This is a genomic window from Cytophaga hutchinsonii ATCC 33406, assembly GCF_000014145.1.
Taxonomy (GTDB): Bacteria; Bacteroidota; Bacteroidia; order Cytophagales; family Cytophagaceae; genus Cytophaga; species Cytophaga hutchinsonii.
The window spans coordinates 570233-583481 of record NC_008255.1 but is presented as its reverse complement, the minus strand read 5'-3'; the positions used below and the strand labels follow the sequence as shown (position 1 = coordinate 583481).

Sequence of the window (13249 nt, the reverse complement as noted above, 5' to 3'; positions counted from 1 at the left end):
AAAAAAAGGGCTACACTTCCTACGAACAGTTTGCTTTTGATCATAATTTGCCTCGTTCAGGCTATGGTGATCATGAGAATGGAAAAAATATGACGCTCGCAAGTTTGATACGACTACTGGATATTCATGAGATTACTTTGAATGATTTTTTTAAGGGATTTAAATAGAAACTAATATTTTAAAAGCAAATGACGATGTTTTTCAATGTACAATATACTATTGCTATTAAGCTCTTTAATTTTTTCTTTCCCTGTTACTCCGATTTTTTGATACGCAGAAAAATGAATTGTATCTGAAAGAATAATTTTTCCATCATTTTCAAAACTTATTAAGTGTTTGTCAAACAGCGCATCATAGGTTGGAGAAAGTAAAATGCCGTTATTAACATCTAATCGCTCTTTATCAGTTGCATCTTTCCATGGATGAATGTGTGATGCATTTAAAAGATTTAATTTATCAAAACCTGTAACCGCACACTTATATTGCCAGTGATGAATAATACTTTTCCGATATGCTCCCTGCCCAACACGCAAATTTACCTCACCCTTACGACTTGTTTCTTTTATTGAATCGATTCCATAAAATGGAATCGATTCTGCTGCTAGAAAATCAGTACTTTGATTCAATTCTTTAACTGATGGTAAAATTGCGCCTTTTCTTTTAAGAAAAAACCGTATACCTACACGTAGTTGTTTACTTGAGTCATGTGTCGGAAAATAATCAGTATCATAAAATTCTAATTCACAAATATACTTTACGATACCTGAACGTTGATATTGAAAAAGAAAAACTTGTTTCCCATTATCAATATGATCTCTTAAAGCTAAATTTCCTCTTGTAAAAGACATATCTCCCATTTGTCCTTCACCAGTATATTCAAATACATTAGGATTTTCCCATCCATCTTTATAACCATGCTGTTTTCCTGTAACTCCTGAAAAAATAAATATATAAGGATAATTCGCACAGTTAGATATCCCGCTCTGAGCATTTCCACCATATTGCTTATGTAGATCTGTACGTTTATATTCTTGTTCAGGAATAAATGGTTGTGTCATTATTGAATAATTAAGTTAAAGCTTTAAATATAAAGAAAGCTTAATAACAATGTTATTACATATTACTCATGATAAGCAATATCCTTAGATGTCACTTTGTATTTTGCAACGTCTCTAGTTGAATAAATATTTACTACTGTTACTGCAATTATTTTTACATTTACATTTATACCCTGTTTTATATTGTCATTATAAAGACCAATATAGTATCTTCCTGCTTGATTAGGAAAACTCAATCTTCCTTGATCACTTACTACATCTCCCTGTTTATATTGAAAAAAACTAAGCCCATACATAAAATTTTGTGCGCTATTATAATCTGACAAAAAATGGTATTTAACATTTTCACCGATAGCTGTACTAGTAAAAAAAGATGCACCATCTAATGCTAAAGCTACTAATGGTCCATATGGAGGTATTTTCCCTACATGTTGTGAAGTCGAATTTAAAAATTTTTGATTTGCTTCATCATATGCTTTCTTTCCTGCTTCATCGACTCCTATATAGTAAGAAAAACTTATTGTATTTGCTGGTAAAATAAAATCTACAATATTCCTACTCGGTGTACCACTCATAACTGTAGAAGAATGTACTGATGCCATTTGATCGCAAACATTTACCAAAGTCGTATCTATCTTAAATAAATAGCGTTCTTGAACTATATAATGAACAGTATCATATAATGTTTTCCATATAACGTTTGTATTAAAATTTTTAAACTCTTCACTAGATGGTATTCTTTGGATTTTTATTTTACAAACTCTTCCAGATATCGCAGAATTATAAAACGGAAATTTATAAATTGATTTTTTTGAAACGTTAACTGTCTTATTCGAAAATCCTCTTGTTTCATATTCCATATATTTAGAAGATGACGGCATTTCAATTATTTCAACTTCTTTTAAAGGCTTATTATCAATTTCTAAAAATGTAAAAACAATTTGATCACCTTCTTGAAACCCAAAATATAATTCTTCAGAAGACATTCCAGCAATTTTAAAAGTTCTTTCTGTTATATCAACAGGTTGTAACTGTGAGAAAGATTCTATAGATAAAACCGATATAAAAAAACAAATAATTATACTCTTCATATTTAATTTAGAATTTTTAATACTTTAATAACAATACCCACAAGCTTTATATTTTCCATGTTTATTAATTGCATCATCTTTAGTAACGCGAATTACTTCATGCGTACATTTATTTAATCCCTGACAGTAATCACTATGATATGCATAAGACGTAGGGCTTATACATATCAATACCATAGGCGATGCTGCTTGAAAAGCAAGGCACAAAATACATACAAATGCAATTAACCATTTACTCTTTTGTTCCATACTCTTTTTAAAATAACCACTATTTAACAACCTCTACCTCATAACTTTCGACAGCCTGTAGAAGTTGATCCGTAAAATTGTAGAGGTCATCTAATTTTACAAGTTCGTGTTTGATATCCTTTTTGGCTTCATCTAAAAAACTGATGTATTTTTTAGATCCGTTCAACCAAAGCCTGCAGATTATTTTACGATTGCTATCATCCAATAAAATCCCATAATAGGATTGCGTATCTCTACCAAAAATTCGGTTCACATCGGTCTTCTTTCTAAGAATCGCTTTAACAATTAAGAATGCTTCTTTTTCTTCTTCTGTTGTTTCTGTTTGCTTAGCCATAGTTTCAGTAGTTACTTGTTCGATAGCTTGCTCTGCTTCTTTTGTAATCTCTTTATCTAACGCAGACTTTAAACGATCGCTAATCATATCTGAAATAAATTGATTGACAGATTTTCGCACAATCTCCACAAACTGTGTCATTACTTTATCTGTAGCTCTACCATGATATACCTGGCTAACAAAAAATTTAACGAAAGCTTCGCTTGGTATTTTTAATTCATTCGACATGATGTTTTTAATTTCATTCGAATACTTTAATTCACTTGCCGTATTAGTTACAGCCTCAACATCAAAATATGATTTATGAAATTTCTTCAACTCCAAAACTTCTACTTCTTTCATATCAGCAATGTTGAATTCGAAAAATGGTTTCTCATCCATTTTATTTTGTTCAACTAAATCAGTGTAGAAGCGATAGTTTAAGCCATTTGTGAGTAAACCAAATTTTGCTTTGGTTGTGTGAAAATAGCGGAACAATTGGGAATTGTGTGGATCTAACTTTTCATTGTGATGTTTACATTCAATAAGAATAATAGGCTGACCATCTTTCATAATAGCGTAATCTACCTTTTCGCCTTTTTTAATGCCAATGTCAGCAATAAACTCCGGGTTAACTTCAAAGGGATTGAAAACATCATAACCAAGAATTTGAATAAAAGGCATGATTAAAGCATTTTTCGTTGCTTCTTCCGTCTGTATTTGAGGCAACATCTTTTCAACTTTGGTACCAAGCTGATGAATTTGATCTTTAAAATCCATTGTTATAAAATATTAAAAGTTAAACATAAAATATTCCGATGTCTAGACATCTTAAATTCAAAAATCTTTAATTAACTGATAGTCAAATTAAAAATTTAATGTCACAACATATGAAATTGAACTATTCTAAACAAGTAATTTTAATTTTAATCCAATTATATTTAATAAAAAATGATTAAAGTCATATTTACCCGAATACAGGATCCAAAAAATGAGTTGCTTATCTGCTTCCTGAAATTAAATGAATACTTATCTACTTAAAAGTCCTCAGCAACTCCGCCCCTTGCATCCTTCCCGAATACCCCTATCTTTAGAGACAACTAAACCAATCAACCGTATGAGCACACCTTCTTCACCTAAAAAAATTACCTGGATCATTGGCCTAACCTGTGGGATCTTAGGCATCATCGGCCACTATGCACACGTGGATGTGCTGAGCGAATACAGCTATCCCTTATTGCTTACCGGTTTCATTGTACTGGCGGCAGGCACCACGTTTAAAGAACTGTAATTAATTATGATCCGCCGCGGCGGAATAAATTCATAATTATGAATGTAAAGTCTTAGTTGTGCTATTAAGCACATGTATAAATGGTCTGATTAATTACCTCTAGGAAAATGGATTCATAATTCATAATTCATAATTCATTCCGCCGCGGCGGACCATAATTCATTCCTCCATCAGAAACTCCACATGCTCGTGACTCAGGATAATATCCATAACCGTATCGGTAAATTCTTCGCCTAACTCTTTCTGACTCTTCGCAAAATTCACCCATTTCAGCGAGATCGGCTCTTCGTAGTTGTGTACACCGAAACCGCCGTGCAGCAGGTCATTAAAGGCATTCAGATTATGCCCTGTTTTCCAGTCCAGATTTTTTGTTAATACCTTATCTACTTCGTTATAAAAACCTTCCTCGTCCGAGAAGTTATTACCGTTGATTACAATGATCTGTTCCATACAGACAAGTTATTCATTTAATGCAGAAATGTAAAATGCTTTTTACCTGCAAAGACATTAAATGACTATATTAATTAAAACTACACTATCGATCTCCGTACTGACCCCGGCAGGGGTCAAATATCTGTAGTAAAGATAACCTAAGAATAAAGACGTACGCGCTCGAAGAGCGCAATCAGCATTCAAATCTATTTCATAAATCAACCGCCCATTGCGATCCCTGTGGGATCGTGCGTAGGTTTAGGTTATGTAGTTGCTCTATATATATGTGACCCCTACCGGGGTCGTATATCCAATAACAAAAAGATAGTATTAAATTTCAGAATCGCTGAATGAAACAAAAGATCTCGCAACAAAAACAGAAACGATTCAGGTTAATCAATTGAATCAGCTGAATCATAGTTCAGACATTTCAATACACCAGATACCATTCCAACCGCTCATCACTACTCTTCAACAGCACACGCAAGACATCCGCATCATACGGCGTTTTTTTCTTCTGCACAATGGCAGCCTTCAGCTCTTTGCTCAGATAGGGATGATAAAATTTATACGGCAGCAGCCACAGCGAATCTCCGGGAATCTTTTTCACCGCAGCTATACTCAACGTACACAGCGGTTTAATTTTTACATATGTTTCTTCAGGCATGCCATACACTTCTTTCAGCTGTTCTGCTTTTACATACCCGCCCAGCAGTGTCCGGTATTTAATGATGCGTTTCGCAAACGCCGGACCAATCCCAGGCAGGGCCTCCAGCGCTGAAGAATCAGCGGTGTTAAGATCAACCATCTTCTGTTTGCCGCGCCGGGTGTCTTTTGTTGCAAGCGGTTTTTTCCACTTCGTACTTTTTCCTTCTTTTGAATATTTTGTATACGGACCATCTGTCGCTGTGGATTCGCAGGAATCTGTCAATAGCTGAATCGTTGAAAGATCCGGCTGCTGTGGTGTGTAGAACAGATAGCGATAGCCATACTGCAGTAAAAATGGTGTGATCAGAATAAAAATGAGAAATAAAAAACCTTTTGCTTCACGGTTGCTGGAACCGCTAGCGTGTTTAGCTGACTGAAAAGACATAAATAAAAAGTTGAAAGTTACGGTTGTTTCTTGATAATTCCGGTATCGATTTTATGTAAGTACTGATTCATGTCCTGCTTAAGCTCCCCCGCCAGCAGGTACAAACCAATGATGTTAAAAATGCTCATGGAAAAAATCATGGCATCTGAAAAGTCTACTACTTTCGTAAGGCTCATGGATGACCCTACGATGATAAAAAAGCAATACATACATTTATAGATCAGTTCGGAAGTCTTGCCGGCACCAAACAGATACCCCCACGACTTCAAACCATAATACGACCAGGAAATCATCGTGGCGAAAGCAAACAGAAAGACACTGATGGAAAGAATGTAATGAAACCAGTTTACGGTACTGGAGAATGCATGCGAGGTAAGCGTGATGCCGTCTTTGCCTACATCATGATACGCGCCTGTAATCACAATCACTACCGCCGTCATGGTGCAGATCACAATCGTATCCAGAAACGGTTCCAGCAAAGATACAAGCCCTTCTGTAACGGGTTCATTGGTCTTCACCGCCGAATGCGCAATGGAGGCAGAACCGACACCTGCTTCATTTGAAAAAGACGCTCTCCGGAAACCGGTGATCAGCACACCCAGCACACCGCCATACATGGCATCTGCATGGAAGGCCCCATTCATGATCAGTAAAAAAGTCTGTGGAATTTTATCGTAGGCTGCAAAGATGATATACAGGCAAGCCGCTACATATAAGGCACACATAAAGGGAACAATTTTTTCGGTTACATGTGCAATGGATTTTAATCCGCCAATGATCACACTGCCTACGAGTAAACTCAAGATCAACCCGGGCAACCACAGGTTGTTTGCGAACCAGCTTGCGCTGCCGCCTGTTTCTGCTACCAGCTGCGCCGTTACCTGATTGCTCTGGAACATGTTGCCGCCGCCCAATGCGCCGCCGATACACATGACAGCAAACAATACGGCAAGCACTTTTCCCAATACCGGAAAACCTTTTGCTTTCAATCCGTCGCGCAGAAAATACATCGGTCCGCCCGACACAATACCGTCTGCACTTACCTGACGGTATTTTACGCCTAAGGTGCATTCTGCAAACTTTGTCATCATACCAAAGAAACCTGCAACAATCATCCAGAACGTAGCACCCGGCCCGCCCAGGGTAATCGCAACAGCAACGCCGGAAATATTACCTAAACCAACCGTACCCGACAACGCTGTAGCCAGGGCCTGAAAATGATTGACCTCGCCTTTCGAATCGGGTTCATCATATTTTCCGCGGACAATATTGATAGCCAGCCAAAGGCGTGTAACATTAATTGCTTTGAGATAAAAAAAGAAAAACAAACCAGCGGTAATAAGCCACAATACAATCAAGGGTACTTCAACACCCGAAACCGGAATCGAATAAAAAATAATTGACGTAATAAAATCGGAGACCGGACTGATAAACGCATTGATAGCGGCATCCAGGCTTTGTGTTTCTTCCATTGTATAAAGATAAGGGAGAATTTGAATAGGATACAAAAAAAAGAGTGGTGTAACTAGCACCACTCTTAACCCTTTTATCAACTTATTCGCCAACTAAACGAACAAAAGTTGGCTATGTAAGACATGTTCAAAAATGTTTCCCCTTTCAGGTACTTCATTATATTACTGTAAAACTAGCAGAAAGAATTTCTATATGCAAACAATTTACCGAATTAATCTCCTGCAAATGAATACATTACAAGCAAAAAAGTTTAACCTTTGTTAACGATTTTAAGGTAAAATCCATGTATTGACATTCTTTTTTCAGACACAAGGTTTAAAAATAAAGGCAGTTGATCTAAAAAAGACTGTTTTTCAAAAAAACAGGTTCTAAAATGATGTGTATAAAATTTTACGCCCGAACACTTCTTGAGGCTGCGTAGGGGCGTGAACGTAGGAACGTATGGGCGAATTGCATTCGCCCGGTTAACGTAGGGGCGAATGCAATTCGCCCCTACGTTAGTTGTTCTTTCAGCAGGTCCAGTCCTTCTTCTAATGTGTGTGGTTTGTAGCCCAATTGTTTTTTTGCTTTGTCGATGATAAAACCTGTTTTGGGCGGACGCAGAGCAGGTTGTGTAAAGGTGGATGAATCGGCTTGTTTGATCAATCCTTTATCCAGCTTCCATACATCGGCAACTTTATGTGCAAGTTCGTACGGGCTTAGCATTTCTTCGCCGGAAATATTAAAGATGCCTTCCGCCTGATTTTTAACAATCAGCCAGCAGCCCATCGCCAGATCCTCAGCTAATGTTGGTGTGCGCCACTGATCGTTTACAACGTTGATCTCTTTTTTCTGTTCGAGATTATTTTTCACCCACAACACAATGTTGCTGCGGCTCATATCCTGCACCACACCAAACACCAATACGGTACGTGCAATCGCCCATTTCAGTCCGGAGTTCTCAACCGCTTTCTCTGCTTCCCACTTGGTCCAGCCATAGTAGTTGACCGGGTTTGGTATTTCTTCTTCGGTAAGCGGCCCGCGTGTTCCGTCAAAAATAAAATCGGTAGATACATGCAATAGAAATGCGCCAACCTCTTTACATGCTTTTACAATATGTTTTACTGAGGTGATGTTCTGATCCACACAAGCTTCTTTGTTCAGCTCACATTGGTCTACGTGTGTCATCGCTGCCGTATGAATAACTGCATCCGGCTTATGTTTCCGGAATACCTTTAACACATTTTCTTCTGAAGTTATATCCATGGATTCGTAGATATAATCTTCGTAGATCTCATCGCGGTTAGCGCCACGTGCCGTAGCGATTAATGTGATTTCCGGTTTCAGGTATAGTAATGAAACCAGCTTCTGTCCAAGTAAACCGTTACTGCCGGTGATTAATATTTTCATAAGCGTAAGGCTTGAGGCTAAAAGCCTAAGGCTTGTTCAATGATTAATAATTATTTTTCTTTCTTTATTGAGCTATTCCCCGATCTGTGGCACACAGACCGCACATTCCGTTCTGTGTGCCACAGACCGGGGATAGAGGCTTTAGGCTAAAGGCTTGTCCAATGATTAGTAATTATTTTTCTTTCTTAATTGAGCAAATAAATAAATGAATCTCGGCTCAGGCATTAGGCATTCCGCCTTATGCGTTACACCTTATAAAACCATTCGCAGTCATACAGCTTAATGATCTTCTTTGTTTTCATTTTAACAGCCGTAACCTTCATCGGTACATTTTTTAGCGGTCTGCTTGCACCATCCACCTGTACCTGTGCGATCTTATCGATCACATCAAAGCCGCTGATGGTTTGTCCGAACACCGTATAACTGTTATCCAGGAATGGTGTTCCCTTTTTATTCTGAACAATGTAAAACTGAGAGCCGCTGGATGCGCGCTGCGGATTAGCCTCATCTCCCATACGTGCCGCCGCCAATGCGCCTTTATCATGTTTCAGGTTCGGATTGAATTCTGCCGGAATGGTATATCCCGGACCACCAATACCATCGTTGCTGGTGATTGAATCTTTTGAATTCGGATCTCCACCCTGAATCATAAAATCAAGAATCACCCGGTGAAAGGTAGTGCCATCATAAAAATGTTTCTGAGCCAGATCAATAAAATTCTTTTTATGCAACGGCGTCTGATCATATAACAATAACACAATATTGCCATACGATGTAGAAATCGTTACGACATAATCTTCTTTGGGAAGAACTGGTGCTGTTGCGGTTTGCGCCTGCATTGTAAATAAGGATACAAAAGCGAATAGGGTTAAAAGTAGTTGTTTCATATATTTCATAGTGTATAGTCTAAAGTGTAAAGTGTATCGGTTACATATTTCCATAAGTGGTTGGCAGTTTAAGTGAAACAAGTATTCATGCTTTAATTAAAAGCATGTCCACTTAAACATACCGAACCACGGCGAAATTTCTACGAAAAACATGCCGTGGTTCGGTATGTTTACGCAAGGGCATTAGATAAAAGGTTGTGTCATTCATTTGCGTAAACTACCAACCACTTGTTCAAACGACAGCAAAAGCGAATAGGGTTAAAAGAAATTGTTTTGCTGAGGTCATCAGAAAAAGAGCAAAAGTATTATCTCACATACGATTACACTTTACACCCTAAACGCTACACTTATCAGCTTTTGCTCAATCCTTTTTTAATTTCCGCCAGAATCTCATCTGCTCCATCCTTCAGCAGTACCGTTGCTAATTCCACGCCGCGTTGCTCTGCATCGGCTGCGGTAAAACGGATTTCTTTTCGCAGGTATTTCGTTCCGTCTAAACTTACAATACCACCTGTTAACAGATAATCTGTATCGCGTTCAACAGCCAATGCAAATACCGGAATGCTGCAGCCGCCTTCCAGTGTACGCAGAAATGCGCGTTCCGCTGACACAGCAGTCTCTGTTGCCGCATCATTCAATACGGCACGGATAACCGCTGCCTTTTCTTTATCTAAGGTTGAAGCTGCTTCTATCGCCAGCGTGCCTTGTCCGGCTGCCGGAATAAATTCTTCCAGCGAAAGTTTTTCTTTAATCAGCGAATCATAACCCATTCGGTGCATACCGGCATAGGCGAGCAGCATGGCGTCGCACGCCCCTTCTTCCATCTTACGGATACGTGTCTGCAGGTTACCGCGCATATCAACCATCTTTGCCTGCGGATAAAATTTCCGCAGCAAGGCTCTTCTGCGTGTCGAAGATGTTCCGATAATAAGATCTGGATTATTCTTTAATGTATCAATCGGCTTGTGACTCACCAATACATCATTGACCAGTTCACGTTCGGTGATGGCAAGAATGTACATACCGCCTTTTAAATGCGTCTGCAGATCTTTGGCACTGTGCACCGCGATATCAATCGTGCCGGCATGCAGCTGTTCTTCCAGCTCTTCGGTAAACAAGCCTTTCGACCCGATCTTAGATAAAGACTGATCTAAAATTTTATCGCCTGTTGTATCTATGATTACAATTTGCGGTTCTAACCCCTTTGTCTGTAAACAAGCCGCCACATGTTCTGCCTGCCACAAAGCAAGCTTACTGCCGCGTGTTCCAATCCGAACGGTCTTATTCATTATTTCTGTTTGAAAATTTTATTCATCTGAAAAGAAGTATCCATGAATACCATTTTCGAATTTATGTTTCGTTCGATCTCTGCATGTGCTTCATTCAATACCTGAGAAAGGCTCACTACTTTTTGAAAGTCGATCACATTACTGAACTTCTGCACCATATCATCGCTGCTTTCTTCATCCACCCGAAGCAGGTCTGTACCTACTTCTTTATACATTAAACTATCTCTGAAAATACCAAGACCATATTGCAGCAGCGATTTTTGTAATTCTCTCGGCAATGACCCGAATTCGTCTGACATGCGGATCATATCCTGCAGCTTGGAACCAAAGCATGCTCTGAACCAATCACGGATCTTGGATTCGTGATCCTGATCTTCTTCGGATAACAGCTGTATGGCTTCGCGCATGTTTCCATCTGCCAGATACGTTACACGTTTGGCCTGCGCCTCACTTATATTTCTATGCTGAATCAAATACTGTCTGATTTCGGCATCATTAAATAAACGCACCTGCACACGTTGCGTACGCGAAATAATCGTCGTTAATAATTTTTCCTGTTTGGCTGTAATCAGCAAAAACAATGTTTTGGCAGGTGGTTCTTCCAGCGACTTCAGTAAGGCGTTAGCGCCTTCTGCACGCATGGTTTCAGGCAGCCAGATAATGACTACTTTATATTCTGCCTCAAAAGCTTTCATGGATATTTTCTTAACAACCGTACGGCTTTCTTCTACATTGATCAGAAGCTGTTTGTTTTCGCCATCGATCACTTCCATCCAGTCGTTGAAGGTAAAGAATGGATTTGCTAAAAATGTTTCCCGCCATTCCGGGAAAAACACTTCGCTGGACGCATCTTTGGTAATCTTTTTGTTGGTTGTTACCGGAAAGATTATATGCAGATCTGGGTGAATAAGTTTATTGTATTTACTGCAGGAAGAACATTTTCCGCACGAGTCTCCGTCTGCTTTCTCCAGGCAGTTCACATAGGTTGCATACGCCAATGCCAGCGGCAGTGCGGCAGAGCCTTCAACACCTGCAAAAAGCTGTGCGTGTGCCACGTGATTATTCGTAACCGAATTAACCAGCGTTGTTTTTACTTCCTGTAAACCGGGGATCTCTGAGAATTGCATCTTACTTCGTTTTTAATACTACTGAACGTTGCGGAGCTTCTGCCTGAAAAATGTGTTTCAGGATTGAAATATCATCGCCGCTTAATTCTACTTTTCTTCGTGCCATTCCTTTTTTCGCCACATCACATGCTTCTTCCAGACGGAACTCTGTAAAGCCTGCTGCAGAGCCCCAGGCAAAGGAAGGAATAAATTTAGGCGGAAAGGCTGCATCGTAAATATTGCACGATACGCCAACAACACTGCCGGTATTGAACATGGCGTTGATCCCGCACCGCGAGTAATCGCCCATGATCAATCCATGAAATATTTTGCCGGTATCTTCCAGTTCATCATGTACATAGGAATGTACTTTGATGGACGAGTAATTATTTTTAAGGTTGGAAACATTAGTACCTGCTGCCAGATTGCACCACTCACCAATCACCGAGTTACCGATGAAACCATCATGTACTTTGTTGCTGTAGCCAATGAAGATGGTATTACTCACTTCACCGCCAACTTTGCAATACGGACCAAGTGTATTGTCACCACGCATCTTTGACCCCATGGCAACAACCGCTCCCTGGCATGCTGCAAACGGTCCTTTAATGATCGCACCTTCCTGGATCTCTGCATCTTTTCCGATATATACGGGACCATCTTCTGCATTAATAATAGCCGCGCGGATCTTTACGCCGTTTTCAATAAATATATTAGACGGATTATATACAATGGTATGTTTGTCTTCAATGGCACAGCTTGTTCTGTCTTTTGTAATCAGATTGAAATCACTGCGGATCTCCGCACCGTTATGCGTGAACAGATCGCTTAGCTGACGGATAACCAGCACTTCCTGAAAATAATCGATGTGCTTTTTTAATATCCCCTTTGATGCCAGTATCATTCCCTGGTATACCAGTCCTTCGCCTTCTTGTAATTTCAGGATCTCACCAACCAGGTGTTCGTTCGGACAAACCGAACCGTTGATTACGTATTCCGCGGATTCAACAGACGGATATTTTCCCTGTAAATAGGTTTCTGTCTGAAAGTAGCAGTGTGCGTTTAAAAAATATTGCTGCCATTTTTCACGGATGGTATAAATTCCTATGCGCAACTCTGCCGTTGGTCGTGTAAAGGTTAAAGGCAATAATGCCTTCCGGACACCCGGCTCATCAAAGAATAGAATATTCATATACCAAAAATAAAAAAGTCTTTCCAATTTCCATTGAAAAGACTTTAATTCCCTGTGAATGGGGAGAAATATTATTTTTTGTAACGTTTGTTGAATTTTTCAACACGTCCTGCAGTATCCAAGAACATTTTCTGACCAGTGTAGAAAGGGTGAGAAGCAGAACTAACTTCCAATTTAACTAATGGGTAAGATTTACCATCTTCCATTGTGATTGTATCGCCAGTTTTGATAGTAGAACGGCTGATGAATTTTACATCCGCAGACATGTCGTGAAATACAACTTCTCTATAATCTGGGTGAATACCTTGTTTCATGATCGTATTGTTTAATTTTTCTTTCTTTTTAACTGAAAATGCAGCCAGAAGCACGCGCTTACAGATCATTTT

At 39.1% G+C, this 13249-nt stretch carries 13 protein-coding genes; 1 reads left to right on the top strand and 12 read right to left on the bottom strand.

What is annotated here, in order from left to right; translation table 11 throughout:
* Positions 1 to 170 precede the first annotated feature (170 nt).
* The 3 genes from CHU_RS18745 to CHU_RS02480 form a co-directional block, all read right to left on the bottom strand.
* The gene (locus tag CHU_RS18745; protein ID WP_011583906.1) at positions 171 to 1058 is read right to left on the bottom strand and encodes an HNH endonuclease; all 888 of its coding nucleotides are present in this window, start codon (positions 1056 to 1058) and stop codon (positions 171 to 173) included.
* Between the two features lie 62 nt (positions 1059 to 1120).
* Positions 1121 to 2149, bottom strand: coding sequence for a hypothetical protein (locus CHU_RS02485; protein WP_011583905.1), 1029 nt, complete (start codon positions 2147 to 2149; stop codon positions 1121 to 1123).
* Between the two features lie 268 nt (positions 2150 to 2417).
* Positions 2418 to 3491 carry a type I restriction endonuclease gene (locus tag CHU_RS02480; protein WP_011583904.1) on the bottom strand — a complete coding sequence of 358 codons (1074 nt, stop codon included), beginning with the start codon at positions 3489 to 3491 and terminating at the stop codon, positions 2418 to 2420.
* Between the two features lie 337 nt (positions 3492 to 3828).
* Between CHU_RS02480 and CHU_RS19510 the strand changes: the two genes are divergently transcribed.
* Positions 3829 to 4002, top strand: coding sequence for a hypothetical protein (locus CHU_RS19510; RefSeq protein ID WP_177254134.1), 174 nt, complete (start codon positions 3829 to 3831; stop codon positions 4000 to 4002).
* A 159-nt stretch (positions 4003 to 4161) separates the two neighbouring features.
* On the opposite strand, the gene CHU_RS02475 is transcribed toward CHU_RS19510, so the two are convergent.
* The 9 genes from CHU_RS02475 to CHU_RS02435 form a co-directional block, all read right to left on the bottom strand.
* The gene (locus CHU_RS02475) at positions 4162 to 4452 is read right to left on the bottom strand and encodes a barstar family protein (protein WP_011583902.1); all 291 of its coding nucleotides are present in this window, start codon (positions 4450 to 4452) and stop codon (positions 4162 to 4164) included.
* Positions 4453 to 4864: 412 nt separating this feature from the next.
* Complete coding sequence (locus CHU_RS02470; RefSeq protein ID WP_011583901.1) at positions 4865 to 5527, bottom strand: ComEA family DNA-binding protein; 663 nt, start codon at positions 5525 to 5527, stop codon at positions 4865 to 4867.
* 17 nt (positions 5528 to 5544) lie between these two features.
* Positions 5545 to 6999: an alanine/glycine:cation symporter family protein gene (locus tag CHU_RS02465; RefSeq protein WP_049755420.1), complete on the bottom strand. Its 1455-nt coding sequence runs from the start codon at positions 6997 to 6999 to the stop codon at positions 5545 to 5547.
* A 493-nt stretch (positions 7000 to 7492) separates the two neighbouring features.
* Complete coding sequence (locus tag CHU_RS02460) at positions 7493 to 8389, bottom strand: SDR family oxidoreductase (protein ID WP_011583899.1); 897 nt, start codon at positions 8387 to 8389, stop codon at positions 7493 to 7495.
* A 245-nt stretch (positions 8390 to 8634) separates the two neighbouring features.
* On the bottom strand, positions 8635 to 9285 hold the full coding sequence (locus CHU_RS02455) for a peptidylprolyl isomerase (RefSeq protein ID WP_011583898.1): 651 nt from the start codon (positions 9283 to 9285) through the stop codon (positions 8635 to 8637).
* 341 nt (positions 9286 to 9626) lie between these two features.
* Positions 9627 to 10565: a hydroxymethylbilane synthase gene (gene hemC / locus CHU_RS02450; RefSeq protein ID WP_011583897.1), complete on the bottom strand. Its 939-nt coding sequence runs from the start codon at positions 10563 to 10565 to the stop codon at positions 9627 to 9629.
* Positions 10565 to 11692, bottom strand: coding sequence for an ATP-binding protein (locus CHU_RS02445; RefSeq protein ID WP_011583896.1), 1128 nt, complete (start codon positions 11690 to 11692; stop codon positions 10565 to 10567). The genes hemC and CHU_RS02445 overlap by 1 nt, the downstream gene beginning before the upstream one ends.
* Before the next feature lies 1 nt (position 11693).
* Positions 11694 to 12863, bottom strand: a complete 1170-nt coding sequence (locus tag CHU_RS02440) for a GlmU family protein (protein ID WP_011583895.1) — start codon at positions 12861 to 12863, stop codon at positions 11694 to 11696.
* 71 nt (positions 12864 to 12934) lie between these two features.
* On the bottom strand, positions 12935 to 13177 hold the full coding sequence (locus tag CHU_RS02435; protein ID WP_011583894.1) for a type B 50S ribosomal protein L31: 243 nt from the start codon (positions 13175 to 13177) through the stop codon (positions 12935 to 12937).
* Positions 13178 to 13249: the final 72 nt, after the last annotated feature.